The 20,720-nt window shown below is 40.5% G+C and carries 16 protein-coding genes; all 16 read right to left on the bottom strand.

Annotation, left to right across the window (positions count from 1 at the left end):
* Positions 1-33: 33 nt before the first annotated feature.
* A complete protein-coding gene (locus tag PREBIDRAFT_RS06340) occupies positions 34-1,221 on the bottom strand; it encodes a CD0519/CD1768 family membrane protein (RefSeq protein WP_004336837.1) in 1,188 nt (395 codons plus the stop codon).
* Between the two features lie 429 nt (positions 1,222-1,650).
* The gene (locus PREBIDRAFT_RS06345; protein ID WP_004336836.1) at positions 1,651-2,256 is read right to left on the bottom strand and encodes a ribonuclease HII; all 606 of its coding nucleotides are present in this window, start codon (positions 2,254-2,256) and stop codon (positions 1,651-1,653) included.
* A 68-nt stretch (positions 2,257-2,324) separates the two neighbouring features.
* The gene (locus PREBIDRAFT_RS06350; RefSeq protein ID WP_004339502.1) at positions 2,325-2,774 is read right to left on the bottom strand and encodes a hypothetical protein; all 450 of its coding nucleotides are present in this window, start codon (positions 2,772-2,774) and stop codon (positions 2,325-2,327) included.
* A gap of 181 nt (positions 2,775-2,955) precedes the next feature.
* Positions 2,956-4,173 carry an aminotransferase class V-fold PLP-dependent enzyme gene (locus PREBIDRAFT_RS06355; protein ID WP_004336834.1) on the bottom strand — a complete coding sequence of 406 codons (1,218 nt, stop codon included), beginning with the start codon at positions 4,171-4,173 and terminating at the stop codon, positions 2,956-2,958.
* A 16-nt stretch (positions 4,174-4,189) separates the two neighbouring features.
* On the bottom strand, positions 4,190-5,533 hold the full coding sequence (gene sufD / locus PREBIDRAFT_RS06360; protein WP_004336833.1) for a Fe-S cluster assembly protein SufD: 1,344 nt from the start codon (positions 5,531-5,533) through the stop codon (positions 4,190-4,192).
* 7 nt (positions 5,534-5,540) lie between these two features.
* A complete protein-coding gene (sufC, locus tag PREBIDRAFT_RS06365) occupies positions 5,541-6,296 on the bottom strand; it encodes a Fe-S cluster assembly ATPase SufC (protein ID WP_004336832.1) in 756 nt (251 codons plus the stop codon).
* A gap of 7 nt (positions 6,297-6,303) precedes the next feature.
* On the bottom strand, positions 6,304-6,726 hold the full coding sequence (locus tag PREBIDRAFT_RS06370) for a hypothetical protein (RefSeq protein ID WP_004336831.1): 423 nt from the start codon (positions 6,724-6,726) through the stop codon (positions 6,304-6,306).
* A gap of 36 nt (positions 6,727-6,762) precedes the next feature.
* The gene (sufB, locus tag PREBIDRAFT_RS06375) at positions 6,763-8,208 is read right to left on the bottom strand and encodes a Fe-S cluster assembly protein SufB (RefSeq protein ID WP_004336830.1); all 1,446 of its coding nucleotides are present in this window, start codon (positions 8,206-8,208) and stop codon (positions 6,763-6,765) included.
* A 134-nt stretch (positions 8,209-8,342) separates the two neighbouring features.
* Positions 8,343-11,237, bottom strand: coding sequence for a translation initiation factor IF-2 (gene infB / locus PREBIDRAFT_RS06380; RefSeq protein ID WP_004336829.1), 2,895 nt, complete (start codon positions 11,235-11,237; stop codon positions 8,343-8,345).
* Between the two features lie 144 nt (positions 11,238-11,381).
* A complete protein-coding gene (gene nusA / locus PREBIDRAFT_RS06385) occupies positions 11,382-12,647 on the bottom strand; it encodes a transcription termination factor NusA (protein WP_004336828.1) in 1,266 nt (421 codons plus the stop codon).
* Between the two features lie 4 nt (positions 12,648-12,651).
* Positions 12,652-13,119, bottom strand: a complete 468-nt coding sequence (gene rimP, locus PREBIDRAFT_RS06390) for a ribosome assembly cofactor RimP (protein ID WP_004336827.1) — start codon at positions 13,117-13,119, stop codon at positions 12,652-12,654.
* A gap of 143 nt (positions 13,120-13,262) precedes the next feature.
* A complete protein-coding gene (locus PREBIDRAFT_RS06395) occupies positions 13,263-14,900 on the bottom strand; it encodes a thiol-activated cytolysin family protein (protein WP_230586270.1) in 1,638 nt (545 codons plus the stop codon).
* Positions 14,901-15,430: 530 nt separating this feature from the next.
* Positions 15,431-16,789 (bottom strand): discoidin domain-containing protein, encoded by a 1,359-nt coding sequence (locus PREBIDRAFT_RS06400; protein ID WP_004336825.1) that lies wholly within the window; start codon positions 16,787-16,789, stop codon positions 15,431-15,433.
* A gap of 10 nt (positions 16,790-16,799) precedes the next feature.
* Positions 16,800-17,960: a DUF1735 and LamG domain-containing protein gene (locus tag PREBIDRAFT_RS06405; RefSeq protein ID WP_230584225.1), complete on the bottom strand. Its 1,161-nt coding sequence runs from the start codon at positions 17,958-17,960 to the stop codon at positions 16,800-16,802.
* Positions 17,961-17,976: 16 nt separating this feature from the next.
* The gene (locus tag PREBIDRAFT_RS06410) at positions 17,977-19,071 is read right to left on the bottom strand and encodes a glycoside hydrolase family 18 (RefSeq protein WP_004336823.1); all 1,095 of its coding nucleotides are present in this window, start codon (positions 19,069-19,071) and stop codon (positions 17,977-17,979) included.
* Between the two features lie 36 nt (positions 19,072-19,107).
* Positions 19,108-20,712, bottom strand: a complete 1,605-nt coding sequence (locus PREBIDRAFT_RS06415; RefSeq protein WP_004336822.1) for a SusD/RagB family nutrient-binding outer membrane lipoprotein — start codon at positions 20,710-20,712, stop codon at positions 19,108-19,110.
* Positions 20,713-20,720 lie beyond the last annotated feature (8 nt).

Raw genomic sequence — 20,720 nt, forward strand, 5'->3', positions numbered from 1 at the left:
AAATCTATAACTAATGCGTATGAAGATAGCTCTTTATAACAGCATATACAGTAAATATATCCAGTGGGCAGTGAGGGCTGCTGCAACACCTCCAAAGGTGTGTGAGAGGATGGCTTTAGGCGTTAGTTCACGATAGCCTAGCGAGTCGAGCATAGCTGTGTGTGTACTAAGGAAACCACTCCAGCACATACCTATAGCCGTAAACACTGCTATAGCATTACCATCTAGCCAACCGTTGGCTTGAAACTTAGGGATAAGGCTCAAGGCTGCACCCACCGCACCTAGAGCGGTGATAGGGAAGGCTACCTGATGAGGGTCGCTAAAGCCAAAAACATAGCGGAAGAACCAATCTACCTTATATGCCAATGCGGGTAACAATTCTACTCCTTCGTATGCCGATCCAGTATATGTTCCATTTGTAGGACCAAAGGTAAGGATCATAACCAAAGTGGAAATGATGAGTACACCGGGAATAATAGCAATACCAACATCAACACCCGATTTACCTCCGTCCAACAGCGCATCGAGTATTTTTACAAACATAGATCTGCTTGGTTGTGCCTTTTCTTCCTCCACCTTCTCTACGGTTTCTTCGTTTTCCTCCTCATAAGGGTGTTCGGTGGCATAAGCAGGATAAGCTTTGATGACAAAACGTTGCATCAATCGAGTAGACACCGCACAACCCACAAATGCTCCTGCAAGCCCTATAAGCGACTCTACAAAATAGCCATTACCTATCATATAAATGATAACAATAAGCCCCATGCCAAAAGCTGTTCCAAAGTTGGTGAGCGAAATAAACTGTGCTTTGCTGAAATATCTACTAAAACGCTTATCTTTTGATAGGGTGATAATTGCAGGATTATCCGATAAGAAAGTAAGAACAGCTCCTAGTGAGGCAACTCCGGGCATGTGATAAAGTGGGCGCATTAGTGGGCGAAGCAGCTTTTCCAGCAGATCGACTACACCAAATTCCATAAAAATCTTACCAATAGCACCCGTTACCACACAGATAGCCATAAGATAGAATACGGTGTTGAGCAGCAAGTCGTGAGCCGTTTTCATAATAGTGTTCAGCATATTGGCAGCCCCCATTATTGAGCCAATATAGCTAAAGAGCCCGCCTACAATAAGGAGGCATACAATGCCCGAAGGTATCCACCTAAAACTCTTTTGTAGAATGCCGTTTTTTACATTCTTTCCCTTTTCAGTATTATTCATCAAAGTTAGTTTGTAATAATTTATACTATGTCTTTAGTTAGCACGCAAAAATAGTTATTCTTTTCCAAATAAAGTTTATTTTTTCAAGAAAAATGTTGCCTATCATATATTAAAAAAGTAGGGTAGGTTTAGGAAAAGTATTCTTTGACCTTGAAAAAGGTCATTGCTTATATAGTAAGTGATGACTTTTGATGTGGAAAAAGCTTACTTTTTGAGTTTATTTTTAATTTATTTTTGAATAGGAAATAAATTAAAAATGGGGCAAAAATAATTTATTCTTATGGGTAAAACATCACCTTTTATCATTAGAAAGGTTATGTTTGTGAGTTAAATAGCTGATGTGTTGCAGTATGAACCGACATATAGGTTTTTAGCCGACACAGTATGTTTATGAATGTTTTTAGCTAGCAAAGTAGCACTAGCTAAAGCCTACTTAAAATTTAACGAGAGCTGTCCATCGCCTAATAAATTGTAGCTTTTGCGGTGATAGGGCGTAATACCATACTGTGCAATTGCTGCGCGATGCGCTTTGGTGGGGTATCCCATATTGTGTTGCCAATCGTATATGGGGTATTCTTTGGCAAGCTTTAGCATGTAGTCATCACGATAAGTTTTGGCTAGGATAGAGGCAGCAGCGATAGAAAGGTATTTTCCATCGCCTTTGATAATTGTAGTGTGAGGAATATCGTGATAAGCTTTAAAGCGATTGCCATCTACGATAATGGCTTCTGGACGTAGTGTGAGTTGGTCGAGCGCACGGTGCATAGCCAGAATACTCGCATTGAGGATATTGATTTTGTCTATTTCCGCAGGGGTAACAATACCCACAGCCCATGCCATTGCATCGCGTTCTATTTCCTTGCGTAGCGCATAGCGTGCCTTTGCCGATAGCTGTTTAGAGTCGTTCAGGCGGTCGTTGTGATAGTTTTCAGGCAAAATGACAGCAGCTGCATATACACTACCTGCTAGGCAGCCACGTCCTGCTTCGTCGCAGCCTGCTTCGGTGAGTCCTATATTATAATGTGAGGAAAGCATTGAATAAAAAAAATCATCAATATTAATTATTGAGCTTTCCAAAATTAATATTGATGAAGTAAAAAAAATTAGTTTCTAGTAAAGGTTTTCCCTGAAAGTTCGTGTAAGCGGTGAAGAGCCTCGAGTTCCTTTAAATTATCTGGGTTACCTTTACGGCCTATTCTCTTCAGTGTAATCGATTTGTTTTCATTTGTAAATGAAACTTCATAAGTCATAGACGCATTAGTGTCTTTCTCTTTCAGTGTCAAGTGGTTGCTATTTAAACTAACAGAATAGTTCTCATCTGGGGTAGGAGCAGTGTTTTCTTGTTTTCTTTGCCAGTGGATTGTAGCATTTTGATTGTCAAACTTGATATTTACTATCCACTCCTCTGCTGTATGCTGCCATGTTCCATTCAGTTGTTCTGCTTTTATTGTTGGTGTTGGTGGCAATTCGTCGCTGCTTTTGCTACACGATACTAACTGAAAGCTACATAAAGCTACTGCTATTAACAGTAAAAATGATTTAATTTTGCTCATCTCTTTTTGTTTTTTATCCTTTCTAAAGAAGTTAACTTATTATATCTATTCTCTTTAAATAATTAATTTTATGGTGCAAAGGTAGCTATTTACTATTTAAATAGAGTAAAATAATGCATTTTTTACACATTGAATAGATTTATAAACACTCTTTTTTATATTGTGGCGTATAAAGTTATTTTTAAAACATTTTTACAACTCGTTTCAGTCCATTTGTTAAAATATCTATTTCTTCTTTGGTGTTATACAAACCAAAGGAAGCGCGAACAGTGCCCAGCGTACCGAGTGTTTCGATGAGCGGTTGTGCGCAGTGATGTCCTGTGCGCACAGCTATGCCTAGCTGGTCGAGCAGTGTACCGATGTCCATAGGGTGGATATTGTCAACATTGAAGCTGATAACGGCATCGCCACGATTGGCAGCATGCCCATAGATGTGTATGCCCTCAATCTCGCGAAGCTGTTGCAATGCGTAATGGGTTAGTGCTTGTTCGTGGGCAAAGATGTTATCCATGCCTAGCGCAGACACATAGTCGAGTGCTATGGCTAAACCATGGGTTGCTACATAGTCGGGTGTGCCAGCCTCAAATTTGAGCGGTGGACGTTCAAAAGTAGTTTTCTCAAAGCTAACATGCTCTATCATTTCGCCACCACCTTGATAAGGCGGAAGCTTGTCGAGCCATTCCTCTTTGCCATAAAGTACGCCAATACCAGTAGGTCCATACACCTTATGACCACTAAAAGCAAGAAATTCGCAGTCGAGCTCTTGTACATCTACTTTGAAGTGAGGTACACTCTGTGCGCCGTCTATCATCACTGGTACGCCATGATCGTGTGCCATGCGAATCATTTCTTTAATGGGATTGATCGTACCTAAAACATTGCTAACGTGGGTTACGCTAACGAGTTTGGTATGGGTACTGAAGAGGTTGGCGTAAGCTTCTATGTCTAGTTCCTCATTCTCTGTAAGCGGTATCACCTTTAAAGCTATGCCTTTCTTAGCTGCTTGCAACTGCCACGGCACGATGTTAGAGTGGTGTTCCATTGTGGAAATAATCACTTCATCGCCAGCTTTTAGGAAGCCATCGGTGAAAGACGAGGCTATTAGGTTAAGACTTTCGGTGGTTCCACGTGTGAAAACGATTTCGGAAGTGGAGCGTGCATTGAGGAATTTGCGTACCGTTTCACGTGCAGCCTCGTGCAAATCGGTAGCTTGTTGTGATAGCCAATGCACACCTCGGTGTACATTAGCATTCACATTAAGATATTCATCGCGCATCGCGTTTAGCACAGAAAGCGGTTTCTGTGTAGTGGCTCCATTATCAAGATAAACCAAAGGTTTGCCGTAAATGGTGCGCGAGAGGATAGGGAAGTCGGCACGAACCTTATTAATGTCGTACATAAGTTATACTCCTTTCTTATTTACAAAGACTACATCCGTTACACTTATTAAGCTCTCCACGGAAACGTTTCTCTACCAAAAGGTGTAAACGATCGCGTAAAGGCTCAAGCTCTATCTTGTCGATAACCTCATAAATAAAGGCAGTCTGGAGCAAAGTGCGTGCTTCTTTTTGGTCGATACCACGTTGTTGCATATAGAAGAGTGCAGCATCATTGAGCTGACCAACGGTTGATCCATGGTTACACTGTACATCATCGGCATATATTTCTAGCATAGGCTGGGTGTACATGTGGGCTGTCTTGGTAGCAACAAGGTTGCGATTGGTTTCCACAGAAGTGGTTTTTTGCGCACCTTCACGTACTAGGACAAGCCCTGCAAAGGCTCCAACGGCTTTGTCATCGAGAACATATTTATAAAGTTCGTGGCTGTCGCAATTGGGTACTGCATGGTCTATCATCGTGTTATTGTCCACTCGCTGTTCCTTATCTGCAATGACACAGCCATTTAGAAAACATTCACTATGCTCACCTTTGAAGGTAAGGTCGAGCATATTTCGAGTAATGCCATTGTGTAAGGTGATGATGTTGTGGCTAGCCTTCGAGTGGCTTTGCTGTTCGATGAACACATTAGAGACACGCACATTCTTAGTATGTGTTTCCTCTAAACAATTGAGATCGAGGACAGCATTGTTGCCCACAAAGGCTTCAATAACCTGTGTTGTGAGGAATTTTCGATCATCGGCAGTATCGTCGCAGAAGAGGAACTTAGCCTCTGCACCTTCTTCAAGGACGATGAGTACACGGCGATTGACCATCAGGTCGACATCCGAGCGGAGTATGTTTACGATCTGAACCGTGCGTTCTAGCTTTACATTCTTTGGTACATAGATAAACAATCCATCTTGTGCCAACATCGTATTGAGCGCAGTAATGCCATCTTTCTCTGTTTTAGCAAGTTTACCATAATACTTGGCGACAAGCTCAGGGCGGCTAGTAGCTACTTGAGAAAGACTATCAATGATAATGCCTTCATCTAGTTTGACCTTTGGTGGTTCTTTGGTATAGAACTGATCATTGACAATGAAATACAGAGATGTGCTCAAGTTGGGTACATCACACTTGAATGTTTTGTAAGGATCTACAGGAATTTCCAATCGACTTAGGTTCAAACCATAATCAGGTTTGAAGAGCGTTGGAATATCTGAATACTTGTATCGCTCCACCTTCTTAGTAGGAAAGCCTAGCTTTTTGAAGTTGTTGAATGCTTCTTCTCGGAGCGCATTCATTACTTCAGCCGACTTACTCTTGATAAGTTCCGAAGTTTGCGTATACAGATCTATATATTGTTGTTCACTTTTCATGACATAATTAGTCTTTATCTACCTCTTCTTTTATCCAATCATAACCGCGTACTTCTATCTCTTTAGCGAGTTCAGGGCCAGCAGTCTTTACGATACGACCATTGTAAAGCACATGAATAAAGTCGGGCTTAATCATGTCTAGCAAACGTTCGTAGTGTGTAATAACGATAGCCGATGTCTCCTTTGTGTGCATTTTGTTTACACCTTCTGCCACAATACGCATCGCATCAACATCAAGTCCAGAGTCGGTCTCGTCCAAAATACTAAGTTTGGGTTCTAGCATTGCCATTTGGAAAATCTCGTTACGCTTCTTTTCACCACCCGAGAAGCCCTCGTTGACGCTACGGTGTGATAGTTTAGAATCGAGTTCCACAAAATGTCTTTTCTCACGCATAAGTGCCATAAATTCGGCAGCTTTTAAAGGTTCTAAGCCTTGATAGGTGCGCTTGGCATTGATGGCAGCTTTCATAAAGTTGGTCATACTTACGCCGGGGATCTCCACTGGATATTGGAACGATAGGAAAAGCCCCTCACGAGCGCGGTCTTCAGGCTTCATATCCAAGAGGTTTTTGTCGTTAAATACCGCCATGCCATCAGTTACCTCATAAAGAGGATTGCCTGTAAGCACAGCACTTAGCGTAGATTTACCAGAACCATTAGGTCCCATAATGGCATGAATTTCGCCATCTTTAATTGTAAGGTTGATACCTTTTAATATTTCTTTACCTGCAATTGTTGCATGCAAGTTTCTTACTTCTAACATAATGTTTTTATTTGTTTAAAATTATATCGACTATACTCGATAATATATCACCAAAGATGCTCTTGTCTTCACCACGTCTGATTCGTTCTATCTCTTCTTGACGTTGTTCGTATAAATCGCGTTGGGTCGGCTGATATTCATATCGTTTCTTCTTTTTCTTTTTATAAGGAAGGTAGTCGGTAGGTGAAGCAGTAGAGAAAGAGAAAGGGTGCGTAGCATAGAAAGCACCATAGTAAGGCTGGCTGGCTGTTAGCGGCTCGCCATTAGCCTTGTATGAGCTAACAATTAGCGACTTTTCTTGTGCAGGGGTAGTGCTAGTTGTAAGTCTCTGCTCTGACAAGAATTTATGCCAAGGTTGTGGCTGCCAATTTTGCCCTTTAGCCATTAGTGTTAGTGTTGTGAGCGCTACTACAAAAATATATTTCTTCATGAAGATAGACTTTTAAGTACGACACCTCTCTTTTCCTTATCCTACAGTACCCTCCAAAGTTACCGCAAGCAGTTTCTGTGCTTCAACAGCAAACTCCATAGGAAGTTTGTTGAGTACATCTTTTGCATAACCATTTACAATCAAACCTACAGCATCTTCCGTAGGAATACCACGTTGGTTGCAATAGAAAAGCTGCTCTTCATTGATTTTAGAGGTTGTAGCCTCATGCTCAACGATAGCAGTATCGTTATGAATATCCATATAAGGGAAGGTGTGAGCACCACATTGTGAGCCTAAAAGCAATGAGTCGCAGCTAGAGTAATTGCGGGCATTGTCGGCATTGGCAGTGGCACGTACTAAGCCTCGGTATGAGTTTTGGCTATGTCCCGCAGAGATACCTTTCGATATAATAGTACTCTTGGTGTTTTTACCCATGTGAATCATCTTAGTACCTGTATCGGCTTCTTGATAGTTGTTGGTAACGGCTACAGAATAGAACTCTGCTTGCGAGTTGTCGCCTCGAAGGATACATGACGGGTATTTCCATGTGATCGCAGAACCCGTTTCGACCTGAGTCCATGACAACTTTGAGTTGATACCTCGGCATTCGCCACGCTTTGTAACAAGGTTAAGCACGCCGCCTTTTCCGTTTTCATCGCCTGGATACCAGTTCTGAACAGTAGAGTATTTTACTTCTGCATTGTTCATCACGATGATTTCTACCACAGCAGCATGCAGTTGGTTCTCGTCTCGCATAGGAGCAGTACAGCCTTCGAGGTAGCTAACATAGGCATCATCATCGGCAACAATGAGGGTGCGCTCAAACTGTCCTGTATTAACAGCGTTGATACGGAAGTACGAACTTAGTTCCATAGGGCAGCGAACGCCTTTGGGAATATACACAAACGATCCATCGCTAAACACAGCAGAGTTAAGGGCAGAAGTCCAATTATCACGATAAGGCACCACGCTTCCTAGATATTGTCGCACTAAGTCGGGATGTTCTTTTACCGCTTCACCAAATGAACAGAAGATAATACCTTTCTCTGCCAATTGCTTTTTGAAAGTAGTCTTTACGGAAACAGAGTCCATTACAGCATCGACAGCAGTGCCACTCAATGCTAATCGCTCTTCCAACGGGATGCCAAGTTTATCGAATGTCTTCTCTAATTCTGGATCAATCTCCTTATTCTTAGGCTTCTTAGCTAGAGGGTCGGCATAATAAGAAATCTCCTGAAGATGTAGTTCAGGAAGTGTTAAATGCCCCCATGTAGGAATAGGGAGAGTTTGCCAATACCTAAAAGCTTCCAAACGGAATTCAAGGAGCCACTCGGGTTCCCCTTTCTTTGCAGAGATTAAACGTACTACATCTTCGTTTAGTCCCTTTGGAATAACTTCGGTATGCACATCGGTCGTAAAGCCAAATTCATACTTTTGCTCGGCGACCTTCTTTACATATTCGTTGTTTTTGTTATCTGACATTATTAAATTATCTTTTATTTATTAAGAGAACAAATGCCGTACCATAATATAATGGTAATAGTATTTGTAGGCACTAAGATAATAAAAAATCCCCTATGTACATCGTGTACGTAGGGGATTTTATTGTTATTTCATCATAATTTTTGTTCAACTTCAATTTCTGTGAAGGTTTCAATGACATCGCCCACCTGCAGATCGTTGTAATTTACCAGTGAAATACCACATTCCAATCCAGTAACAACTTCTTTGACGTCGTCTTTATATCGTTTCAAAGCATCGATCGGAGCTGTGTGGACGACGATACCATCGCGTACCACTCGACCCTTATCCTTGTTGTGTACCTTACCTTCGGTTACCAAAGCACCAGCTACAGTGCCCACCTTAGAGATCTTGAATACCTGCTTAACTTCTACCTGACCAGTAATAATTTCTTTCTTCACCTTATCAAGCATACCCACCATAGTAGATCTTACATCGTCAATAGCGTCATAGATGACAGAGTAAGTATTGATTTCTACTCCCTCGCGGTCTGCCAAACGGCGTGCCTCTGTAGAAGGACGTACTTGGAAACCAACAATAACAGCATCAGAAGCACTTGCTAACATAACATCGTTTTCAGAGATCTGACCTACAGCCTTGCTAATAACGTTGACGTTTACCTTTTCAGTAGATAGCTTGATGAACGAATCTGACAATGCCTCGATAGAACCATCGGTATCACCTTTCACGATAATGTTCATCTCATGGAACTCGCCACGAGCAATGCGGTGAGAAATATCCGACAAGGTGAGACGCGTCTGAGTGCGTAAGCCTTGTTCGCGTTGTAGTTGTTCGCGCTTGTTAGCAATCTCGCGAGCTTCCTGTTCTGTTTCCATAACGTGGAAGGTATCACCAGCAGCAGGAGCACCATTTAAACCAAGAATAATAGCTGGTTCGGCAGGTTTAGCCGCTTCAATGCGCTGATTGCGCTCATTGAACATAGCCTTAATACGACCGTATGAAGTACCTGCAATGAGGTTGTCGCCCACCTTCAAAGTACCATTTGAAACGAGAACTGTACTTACGTAGCCACGACCCTTATCCAAAGACGACTCAATGATAGTACCTGTAGCCTTACGGTTAGGATTAGCCTTTAAGTCAAGCATTTCGGCTTCAAGCAAAACTTTGTCAAGCAAGTCTTCTACACCGATGCCCTTTTTGGCACTGATCTCTTGGCATTGATATTTACCGCCCCATTCTTCTACAAGGAGGTTCATTTGTGAAAGGTCTTCGCGGATTTTGTCAGGATTAGCTCCCGGTTTATCAATCTTGTTGATAGCAAATACCATTGGAACTCCAGCAGCTTGTGCATGGGCAATAGCCTCACGAGTGGTAGGCATTACAGAGTCATCGGCTGCGATAATGATAATAGCGATGTCAGTAACTTGAGTACCACGAGCACGCATAGCTGTGAAGGCTTCATGACCCGGAGTATCCAAGAAAGTTACTCGCTTTCCGTTTCCAAGCTGAACGCTATATGCACCAATGTGCTGGGTAATACCACCCGCTTCACCAGCAATAACGTTAGTATCACGGATATAGTCAAGCAGTGATGTCTTACCATGATCAACATGACCCATCACCGTTACGATAGGCGCACGTGATAAAAGATCGTTTTCATCATCAACTTCTTCGCTTACAGCTTCTTGTACTTCAGCCGATACGTATTCTGTCTTAAAGTTAAATTCGTCAGCAACAAGGTTGATAGTTTCTGCGTCCAAACGCTGGTTGATAGATACCATAATACCTACAGACATCAATGTAGAGATTACATTTGTTACAGGAATATTCATCATTGTAGCCAATTCTGAAACAGTAACAAACTCGGTAAGCTTCAAAACCTTGCTTTCCTTCTTTTCTGCACGTGCCTCTGCGTTTAGCTTTTCTTGTACTGCATCACGCTTTTCCTTACGATACTTAGCACCCTTCTTGTTTTGATTCTTGCTAGTTAAACGGGCAAGCGTTTCCTTTACTTGGCGTGCTACAGCCTCGTCATCTACCTCTAATGGCTTCTGACTACGATTGTTGTTGTTATTACGGTTGTTCTTCTTACCGCCACCATGATTGTTATTGTTATTATTGCTCTTATTGCGGTTACCTTGACCACCCTGCTGATTAGCAGCAGCATTAATATCAACACGCTCTTTATTGATGCGGACACGTTTCTTTTTGGCCTGACCATTTGTCTGACCTGCCTTGTCCTCTCGTTCCTTTTTACGCTCTTCCTTACTCTTCTTCTTTGGACGAGTGCTTTGGTTGAGAGTACTCAAGTCGATCTTACCAAGTACGTTGACTTTTGGAGTGTTGAGCATCTTTTCTTCATTTTTAGTCTTAAAGATGCCATCGTCCTTTACTTCTGTTGCTGCTTTTGTCTCTCCTTGAGAAACAACAGCCTCTGCTTTCTTTTCTGTGTTCACTAAAACTTTAGGAGTTTCGTTCTTTATTTCAGCTTGTTTATCTTGCTTCTTTTCTGTCGAAACTTCTGACTTTTGCTCTACAGGCTTTGCTGGTTGTTTCTCAACCTTAGCTTCTTTTACAACAGGAGTTTCTTGCTTAGGTGCTACAGCTTTTTCAACCTTTTGTTCTTTCGCCCCTATTTCCTTAACAGGAGCTTTGACAATAGGCTTTTCTGTCTCTACTGATTTTGTTTCTGCCTTTGCTATTGGTTTGTTAGTAGCATCAAGGTCAATCTTACCTAGTGGTGTATATTTCTGTCTTTTAGAGCTAAGCAAACTGTCGGCACTATGATTAGCCGATTTTGCGTTCTCTTTCTTGTCTTTTGATTTCTTTTGTAGAATATCGGCAGCCTTGTCCTTAACTTCCTTATCGCCCTTGAATGCTTTTACTAGTGCCTTGTATTGATCGTCATTCAATTTGTAGTTAACATCAATAGACTCATCATTCAAGCCAAGCTTCTTTTGTAGAAACTCAACAGCTGTAGGATGTCCAATATTCAATTCTCGAATTGCTTTACTTAATCTGATACTCATTAATTTTCTTTTTCGGTGTGGGTGTTCGTTGTTGGTAGCATTGTTGTTTCATTGCCATTTGGTAGAGGGGTTCCGAACATGGAGTTGCAGAATAGTCACACCCGTTAGGCTTTCTGCTAACAACCATCACCCACCAGCCATCACCTAGTTATCAAATTCAGATTTTAGAATGTTCAACACATTGTCAACAGTTTCTTCCTCTAAATCGGCTTTCTCTATCAACATTTCACGTGGCGCATTTAATACCTGACGCGCTGTTTCCATACCAATGCTTTTGATAGCATCAATCACCCACTGATCGATTTCGTCAGAGAATTCATCTAAGTAGATGTCGTCCTCCGCATCGTTTTCGTCTAGCTCACGGAATACATCAATAGTGTAACCTGTCAACATACTAGCTAATTTGATGTTCAAACCACCACGCCCAATGGCTAAGCTAACTTCTTCTGGTTGCAAATATACCTCAGCTTTTTTATTTTCTTCGTCAATAGTTAAGCTGCTTACCTTTGCTGGTGCCAATGCACGTTGGATAAATAGCTTAGTGTTAGCAGTCCAAGTTATTACATCAATATTTTCATTGCATAGTTCGCGAACAATGCCATGGACACGGCTACCACGTACACCAACACATGCTCCTACAGGGTCAATACGCTCATCGAAGCTTTCTACAGCAATCTTTGCACGCTCTCCTGGCATACGAGCAATCTTCTTAATAGCGATTAATCCGTCATTGATTTCAGGAACTTCTGCTTCCAGCAAACGCTCTAAGAATTCTGGAGCTGTACGAGAAAGGATAATCTTTGGATTGTTATTTTCATTGTCAACACGATGGATAACGGCACGAATGGTTTCTCCCTTGCGGTAGTTATCACGTGGTATTTGCTCGCCCTTTGGTAAGATCATTTCGTTGTTATCTTCATCTACTAACAAAACTTCGCGCTTCCAAGTTTGATATACCTCACCAGTAATGATCTGACCTACACGATCTTTATACTTATTATATAATGAGTCGTGTTCCAATTCCAAAACCTTTGAAGCTAATGTTTGGCGCAAGTTTAAGATAGCGCGACGACCAAACTTATTAAAGTCGATCTTCTCACTCACATCTTCACCCACTTCGAAATCAGGCTCTAGCTTACGAGCATCGGTAAGACTTATCTCTTTGTTCTCATCCTCTACATCATCGTCAGCCACTACTACACGATTGCGATAGATTTCAAAGTCGCCCTTATCAGGGTTTACAATAACATCGAAGTTTTCGTCACTACCGAAAATCTTTGCAAGCACATTGCGAAAGCTCTCTTCCAAAACGCTCATCAAAGTAGTACGATCGATGCTCTTAGTGTCTTTAAACTCCTTGAAGGTCTCGATCATATTTGGACGATCTTCTTCTATTTTTCTTGCTGCCATAGCTTTATTTGAAACTTATTACGTATTTTGTATATTTCACTTCATTCATATTGTACTCGTGATCCACATCCATTTTTATAGGACGTTTCTTACCTTCCACTTGTACTTTCTCATTAACAGCGACAATAAAATTATCACCATCAACACTTTTTAAAATTCCTTTAATCTTCTTTCCGTCTTTGTCAAGTACTTCTACTTCCTTGCCCACAAAGTTTTCATACTGCTGAGGAACTTTAAAAGGCTGACCTAAGCCAGCCGAACCAACTTCTAATTCATAGTCGGCTTCATCACGCGAAAGATGTTCTTCGATATACTTGCTAAGCTCTACACAGTCCTCAATCCATACTCCATCAGCATGGTCAATCTCTACAACGATCTTGTCGTCTGAACTAATCTGAATATCTACTAGGAAGTAATCCTTATCTTCCAACCACTCGTCAACGAGTTTTTTAACAACAGTTTTATCTATCATATCTGCTAAATAATGAAAAATGAGGAACTTTGTCAAGTTCCCCATTCCTCTGAACGCTGCAAAGTTACAAATAAATTTGTTAATAACAAAACAACCTAAGAGATTATTTACTTGCTAGTTGAATTAGGAGTTTATTAGCAGACTTATTTTAATGTATCATATTCAAGTCCAAAAAGAACTTCACCCATAAATTCAAGTGTTTGTTTTGGATTTCTTGTGCTAAATGCTTTTCCGCCTGCCTTAGCATCGAAAAGAAGATCCTTTAGCTTGATAGTAACAGTAGTTGTTCCAAGATCATCGCCTACAGGGACTCTGTTAACAATCGTATTGTGCATACTTGTTGTAATAGTAACATACTGCTCCAAGAAGTTTGACATACTCATATTTAGTGGACGTTTTATGGAAACTGTTTCAGGCATATTAGAGCCTGTTATATCTGTATAAGAATTGTTATCTACCTGAATAGCCTTCTCTTTACTAATATTTAGAATGTTAAAACGATCTCCGTTAGGAAGGGCTACGGTGCATTCACCATATAGGAAAAGAGGGTTTTTGTTTATAACTTTACCCCTGATCGCTTTTGGGGTAAACTTAAAGTTGATGCTATTACATGTAGGAACAAAAATCGATTGTGTAACAGGGTAAGAATTGCTCATAAGGATACGAGCTACAGAGTTATCGCTAACATACTTTAAGTTGTAAGCAATAGGAGCTGCTGCTGACATTGGTATAGGGTTGCCGATAGCTTTCTTAAAGGCCTCCCAACCACCAGATATAATTGCTTGATGGTCTTGCATAGTACCTCCAATGCTAGTCTGTGTGATTACAGATTCGTCTAAGATGCTCTTGTATTTAATTTGTAAATCAGCACTTAAGTTATTAAGTTTAGGGAAAACAAGATTAAGTGCTGCTGTAACCTCATCGTAACTATAGTTTGTAGAAATAAGGGCAAACGCCATTCTTCCATAGTGAACACTGCTTACATATACAGGCATTACCCCATTAAAAGAGTTAATATCAGCAGATTTCAGAATGCAGTTTTTAGGAGATGTAGAAACTGTAAATAATTTCTGAATAAACGACACGAGAACATGCGTCTTTTTTCTGTTGTGATGTGTATCAAGGCTTAGCCCTGCTTGCACGGGTGAACCATTAAAATTGATACCTAAGTGGGTAGCAAATTCCTTTTCATTTTTGATCTCTTGTACTTTGTACTCTGTTGTTACAGAGGGTTCAGCATTAGGGGATGATCTCCATTGCTGAAGGGTAGTTTGGTAGCTACTCCATGTAATATTAGGGATAACTGCAGTATAAGCAGGTCCTCCCATTGGGGTCAAATCGGCTGTAACTACCATATCTTCTACTTCTGCATTCTTGATAGGACTAAATATGCCATTTGAAATAGTGTTACCTGCTAAAACATTGCCAGGAAAAATTTGGTTTTCATTAGGGTTAAAAAAGAGGACTTCATCATGGATGGCACTAGCGTTGTACATCTGTGTTTTGTTTACCATCGTACCGTTAATACCATCAAAAATGCCCTCATTGCTTACTATTTGTGGCGAAGAATTAGGAGTTGGACCATCGTAAAGATCAACTTTATCGCCCACACGATACATATCTTTACCTAGTGGTAATGAATTAAGAAGTTGTGGGCTGATATTCTTGTCTGTACTAGGCACATTGGTAACATCCTCCATGATGTCGCTACTACATGATGTAAGTACATTAGCGAATAATAATACGCTAAGCCCTCCAACAATAAAACTGTAATGTTTCATAACTTTTAATAGGTTAATGCATCCCATTTTACAAGATGCAGGTTATAAAAATAAATTTAAAATAGAAATTTCTCTCAATTAGTTTGTTATATCTTTTGTTATAAGCTCACCGTACAAGTTCCAGTTTTGATAATACACACCTCATTTCTTTGTTTTTTCTTAGAGATATTGTCGTAATAATTTACTAGAGTATAGGTAGGTTGGGCTTTATTATGCTCCAAAAGTAAATAATTAAATAATAACTTATATAATGTTATTTTAAAAATATGAACAAATTAATTATAATTAACGCTATGCTTTCTTTAAAGGAGATGTCTTTTTTATGTAATAATATCAACTGTTAGTGCATATATTAATCGTGTCATTGTCTGTATGTTATGCGGTAGAGAGAAAATATTAGAATTTTGTGTGTATAAAACATTCCCAAGTATTTTTGAAAAAATACATTATTTATAACAAAATAGGAGGGAGCATATCTCAACGACATATCTCCCTCCTGCTAATTTATACTAATGTGCAAAAATCCTTATTTACTTTAGTATTGTTATCTTATCTAGGGTCATAGATTCCTGGAATAGATTGAAGCTAAATTTTATGTAACGTGTTTTACGTTCTTTACCCGATTGGAATGACAATACTTCTTTGTCTAGCATATTTTCGGTTGCTGTAACCTGCTTCCAATCTTGTCCGTCTGCACTAAAATAGATCGTAACATCCTTTGGTTGATCTTGACTAGCGTCTATTTCTATACTTTTTACACCAGTCTCTACCATACAATCAACTGTAATTTCATGATGATCACTTTCATGAACGTAATAGCCATCGGTTTCATCTGTAGAAGTGGTAAATAATTTTTTTATATCACCTTCAGAAGTTCCATATCTATTTGTTATCTTCCAACTGCTTGCATCAAGAACCGTTTCTGTTAAGCTATTTTCCGATGCTGTAAACATTGACTTGGTAACGGTAAAAGTAGCAAAGAGAATTTGCTTGTCAGCCGTTATAGGATGTTTCACTCCTGCCTTATCTGTTACTACGAGCTGTAACGGCAACACGTAAGTGCCTGTATTTTTAAAGCTTTCAGGCTTCACGAAGTTAGCTGTCATAAGCACACGCTTTGTTAAAGGTTGAGCAGCTACAGATGCGACGATGCCTTCAGGTGCCAAAGTAGCCTTTTCAAGGTTTTTAGGACGCTTGTCAAACAAAGCCTTGTTTGCAACTAATTCTATTGTGTACCCTTCTGTAATATTACCATCAGCTTGAGCTGCTATACGCAAACTGTTTTCGCTAGTGTATGTTGCCTCACCATCGCTTAGTGAAACGTTAAAGCTAGTATTTTCAGCTTCTACCTTTAAAACATTTTTAGGGCTTAGCGTGATGTAGCATACTGACGACTGATCGGTAGCATTCTGAATGTTATCCCCTGAAAGTTTGATGCTCAAAGGAAGAACAGTGTTTTTGCTTATCTTACCTAAGTTTTTGAGCGTAGCTTTCACTTCAAAACTGCTCTGACCTTCAGGAATAGCTATCGATGAACTTTCAAACTGAATGTTCTCCATTTTACCTACCTCATAGTCTTTATACGTGGTAGCAAGTTCGGGTGCAGCTTCATTGATAACAAACTCGATCTTACCATTTTTTGTAGGACGAGTCAAATTGATCACTAAGTTCTTTTCCACCTCATCTTTGCTTACAGCAATGTCGCCCAAAATGCTTACAGGCACATCTATCTTAGTTTCGCCAAATGAAGCTAAGTTTTGGCGAGGGTCAGAACCATTGTAATAGCCTTTGATGTCATATTCACTATCGTAGCTGACATCGTTTGAGCAAGAGGCTGCAAATGCGATGCAGCCCATTGCTATTAAACTATATTTTAAAATACTTTTCATATCTTGTTTTTTATTCAGCAGGGAAAGTAGAATCTTCGTAAGAAAGTGTAGCATTAGGGTTCACACTTATGCTAAAGTCTGATGCGCCACTATCTTTTGAAGCTTTGCTTGTAGCAACATTCTTTAGTTGATTAATCTTATCCAATGGCGCATAGAATACCAAATTCTCATTAGCAGGATCTTCTACATATAGTGCTTCGCTTATTTGGAAAGCTGTCATAGCCTTGTTATACAAACGTACATCGCGCATAAGACCTCTATAAGAAGCTCCCCAACCTGTAGCTATCCAAGGGAATTTCACAGCTTTAGCAATGAAATAGTTAGTTTGTACACCATTTACATAAGCAGTGATGTGCTGGTCTTTATACACCCAAGTAATGATTATCCACTTCTTTGCTGGCACGCTTCCTTTAGCATAAAGGTAGGTGTTATCTTCATCTGATCCAGCAGTCTTAAACTGGATATTACCAGAATTTACCATACGAGAATAGAAACCTAGATCTTCAGTGGCAGTTGAAATAACTGCTTGGTTACCTGATGCGGTTGGATTATCAGCACAGATAGCATACTGCAAAGTCCACTCTTCCATAAACAATGGTTTGTCTTCAGGGAAGCTCATCTTTAAGTTGAAACCTCTATGAATTAATGCTGAAGTCTTTAAAATGCGGTCTAGCGCAAAAATCTTTGTACTAGAACTTTTCAGTGCTTGCAAATTGCTCTTGCTTACAATTGATAGCGGCAAAGCATACTTCTTTGTAGCATCTAGCTCGGTAGCAGCTGTAGCTTTAATGGTAACCTTGATAGGATTTCCGCTTACATTGCCTTTCTCGATAGTAACTTCTTCTGCCGACAACTCATAATATTCCTTTGGAAGAAGGGTGTATCTTGCTCCGTTTTCTTTGTTAAAGCGGTTTAAAGCTTCTTCATCGCTTGTTATAGCAACAGTTACATTTTCGGTTGCTAGGTTAGAGGTGCGTGGCGTAAACTCTGCTTCTCCACCATTCTCCTTTACCGACACTTTATTCATAATCTGCTTGTCTGCACCATCAATATATACAGCGTTAGGCAAATTGGTTTCGCTATTCACCCCATCGTTATCTACATTGGCACAGCTTGTAGCAAATAAGTTGCATGCTACGAGAGCAGCCATTAAGTAATTATATTTTTTCATTATATTAAGTCTCCTCTTATTTTTTAGCAGGGTTCATTATCTGAATACCATCGCGCACATATTTGTAATTTGCAGCATAGTCTTTTTCCATGTGGTAGGCACCTACACCACCCTTACGCATACCCGTTGCACACCATTTTGCCATACCTAGATAAGAGCGTGTTATCGTGCCATCAGGAAGAGAGAAGTCTACACCACCTTTTGAGCTATACTTTTCAAACTCTTCGGTTACAATCAGTTTCTTATAAGCATCGGCAGTTGAAACTCCTTTTTTGCTTAAGTAAGCAGCTAGGGTTCTTGCTTCGCCGTCAAGTGTATAAGAACTGTGTGCTCCGTATGATTGACGAATGAAGTAGTTGAAAATGTCAGCACCATAGCCATGACCAAACTTATCGTAATAAGTTACTTCACCGTCTACCACCAATAATTTTGATCTACCCTTCTCGTCTTCAGCTTTAGGACCTATGCGTTTTGCCATTGCATCTAAGAACCATTTTGGGCGATCGCCTAGCCACATATTCTTTTCTGTACGGAAAGGCTGTGCATAACTAGGTTCACAGTCAATGTCGAAGCCATCATAGTCGTATTTGAATACGGTGTCGCAAAGCGCATTTGCATATTTCTCAATAGCTGCTTTGATCTTGGCATCATCGCCATCAACCCATCCCCAAAACTTGCGTGCATACTGTCCCCATGAACCTCCTTCTGGATCATTAGGAGTAATGGCATTACCTAAGTCCATTAGTAACACACAAGGCATAAACTTAGTACCCTTCTTTTGCTGTGTCTCGCGTAGATCTTTGATCTTAGCTTCCGACAGATTAGACCAGCCGCCCCAGATAGAAACCAAATCGACAGAGTCTGGAATAGAACTCAAAAAGCGGTTTTCAGGACCATCGGCAGTCCAACCACCAAACCATCCAAAGGTTAAGCTATGATCGGTCTTTTTATATGCACGTAAGTTTTCAAGATACTTCTCATGCGCTATCTTTAGTTGTGCATCAGCATTTACTAAAGCATCGTCTATATTGTTAGCCTCTGGTGTGGTGCTGCAAGCACTAAGAGTGCATACTGCCACTAGCATACCAACGAGGTATTTTATACTTTTCATATAGTAGTTATTCTTTATTATTTCTTAGTTATATCGTTACTTATTAGGCTTTTTATCCCACCAAACACGTGTGCTTCCTAGGTCGCCAGCACCACCAAGTAGCTGAACAGCCTTCAGAATATTAGCGTTGTTGTCGGTATACTCTTCATTAGAGTAGGGGATACGTGTAGGACGTTTGTTACCATCTACACCACAGTCGGTGTGATTAGCTACCGCTGGGAATATCTTAGGATAACCCGTGCGGCGATATTCGCTCCATGCTTCCTGTCCGTCAGGGTAAAGCGCTAGATATTTTTGGGTAATAATACGCTCTAGGTTTGTTTCTAAGTCAGCATTGTTAGCCCAAGGAATAGTAATTTCGCTTACAGCAGCTGTACTATATTGGCTATTTGCTACATCCTCAAACTTAGCTTGTTTTGCATCTTTTTGAGCTATATATTTACCAAATTCAGATGCTGCAATACCATTCTCCTCAAAACTTAGCTTGATACCCTTTTCGTAATGGCTCTTAGCATCTCCCTGCACACCCGGCATCTTGCGCAACGCTGCTTCAGCCAATAAGAACTCTACCTCCGAAGCACGCATAATATATAATGGTGTTTCGTTCTGCACGTTGAGTTGTGAAAACTCGCCTACCTTTATATAAGAGTCTACCTTTGGCATATTGGTACGCACACCATAGTAACCAGGTTTGCCCTTATAGTTGCCCTTTGTAAAGTAAACACTTAGGCGAGGATCGTTGTATCCTTGTAGATAAGTACCTATCTCTGCCCCCATACGTGCATCGTTATAGCCAGGATCGTTGATAATTACCAATGGGTTTTTATACTGAATACCTGCTCCCTTGCAAAGTTGCGCTCCTTCGCTAGCTACAGCGATCAAACCGCCTGGGTTAGTACATGCTTTCTGAACGTATGTCTTTGACATTTCTTCGTTAGCATAATAGCAGCGCATAGCCAAACGAAGCATCAACGAGTTGGCAAACTTCATCCACTTGTTGTAGTCGCCTTCATAGATTACATCGTAGCGTGTGAAAACATTGTGCTTATTATTGCTCAAGGCTGTTACGGCAGCATCAAGTTCTTCTAGCATCTGCTTGTACACATCCTCTTGAGCATCGTATTCTGCTTGCGCACTTCCTTTTATCGCAGCCTTTGAGTAAGGAATAGGACCAAAAGTATCGGCAGCCTTATGCACTGCAGCTATCTTGATAATCTGACCTACGGCAAATGCTGCTGGATCGTTTTTTAGCTTATCTTTTAGCTCTAGCCAGCTCTGGTACACCTTACCCGCCATATCATCATAAGTTTGCTTACTTCTTTGCTTTAGTGCAAATGTAGGAGGCAAAGTGCCTTCCCATTTGTTCTGTGTAGGTGCAATATACCCCATCCAGCAACTACTTGATAAGGTGTAAGCCACTTGATATTCGTTTACATAGGCTGTTCCACTGTTGCCTACAGGGAAGATATTCTCTTCTAGTGCTGTTACCAAACCGCCCGAGTTAAGATTGTCCATCTCAAGATCCTTTTCGGTAGGATGGCGATGATCGGTATTGATTTCAGCAAAATCAGTTTGGCATGCAGTAAGCGTTGCAGCAGACAACGCAATGCCCATAAGGGCTATATTCTTAATTCTTTTCATTGTTGTTT

Source organism: Prevotella bivia DSM 20514, from assembly GCF_000262545.1.
GTDB classification, from domain to species: Bacteria; Bacteroidota; Bacteroidia; order Bacteroidales; family Bacteroidaceae; genus Prevotella; species Prevotella bivia.

What these genes read in the sequence shown, in the direction of transcription:
- PREBIDRAFT_RS06340 (WP_004336837.1), bottom strand. Translation starts at nt 1,221, where the DNA reads ATGAATAATACTGAAAAGGGAAAGAATGTAAAAAACGGCATTCTACAA.
- PREBIDRAFT_RS06345 (WP_004336836.1), bottom strand. Translation starts at nt 2,256, where the DNA reads ATGCTTTCCTCACATTATAATATAGGACTCACCGAAGCAGGCTGCGAC.
- PREBIDRAFT_RS06350 (WP_004339502.1), bottom strand. Translation starts at nt 2,774, where the DNA reads ATGAGCAAAATTAAATCATTTTTACTGTTAATAGCAGTAGCTTTATGT.
- PREBIDRAFT_RS06355 (WP_004336834.1), bottom strand. Translation starts at nt 4,173, where the DNA reads ATGTACGACATTAATAAGGTTCGTGCCGACTTCCCTATCCTCTCGCGC.
- sufD (WP_004336833.1), bottom strand. Translation starts at nt 5,533, where the DNA reads ATGAAAAGTGAACAACAATATATAGATCTGTATACGCAAACTTCGGAA.
- sufC (WP_004336832.1), bottom strand. Translation starts at nt 6,296, where the DNA reads ATGTTAGAAGTAAGAAACTTGCATGCAACAATTGCAGGTAAAGAAATA.
- PREBIDRAFT_RS06370 (WP_004336831.1), bottom strand. Translation starts at nt 6,726, where the DNA reads ATGAAGAAATATATTTTTGTAGTAGCGCTCACAACACTAACACTAATG.
- sufB (WP_004336830.1), bottom strand. Translation starts at nt 8,208, where the DNA reads ATGTCAGATAACAAAAACAACGAATATGTAAAGAAGGTCGCCGAGCAA.
- infB (WP_004336829.1), bottom strand. Translation starts at nt 11,237, where the DNA reads ATGAGTATCAGATTAAGTAAAGCAATTCGAGAATTGAATATTGGACAT.
- nusA (WP_004336828.1), bottom strand. Translation starts at nt 12,647, where the DNA reads ATGGCAGCAAGAAAAATAGAAGAAGATCGTCCAAATATGATCGAGACC.
- rimP (WP_004336827.1), bottom strand. Translation starts at nt 13,119, where the DNA reads ATGATAGATAAAACTGTTGTTAAAAAACTCGTTGACGAGTGGTTGGAA.
- PREBIDRAFT_RS06395 (WP_230586270.1), bottom strand. Translation starts at nt 14,900, where the DNA reads ATGAAACATTACAGTTTTATTGTTGGAGGGCTTAGCGTATTATTATTC.
- PREBIDRAFT_RS06400 (WP_004336825.1), bottom strand. Translation starts at nt 16,789, where the DNA reads ATGAAAAGTATTTTAAAATATAGTTTAATAGCAATGGGCTGCATCGCA.
- PREBIDRAFT_RS06405 (WP_230584225.1), bottom strand. Translation starts at nt 17,960, where the DNA reads ATGAAAAAATATAATTACTTAATGGCTGCTCTCGTAGCATGCAACTTA.
- PREBIDRAFT_RS06410 (WP_004336823.1), bottom strand. Translation starts at nt 19,071, where the DNA reads ATGAAAAGTATAAAATACCTCGTTGGTATGCTAGTGGCAGTATGCACT.
- PREBIDRAFT_RS06415 (WP_004336822.1), bottom strand. Translation starts at nt 20,712, where the DNA reads ATGAAAAGAATTAAGAATATAGCCCTTATGGGCATTGCGTTGTCTGCT.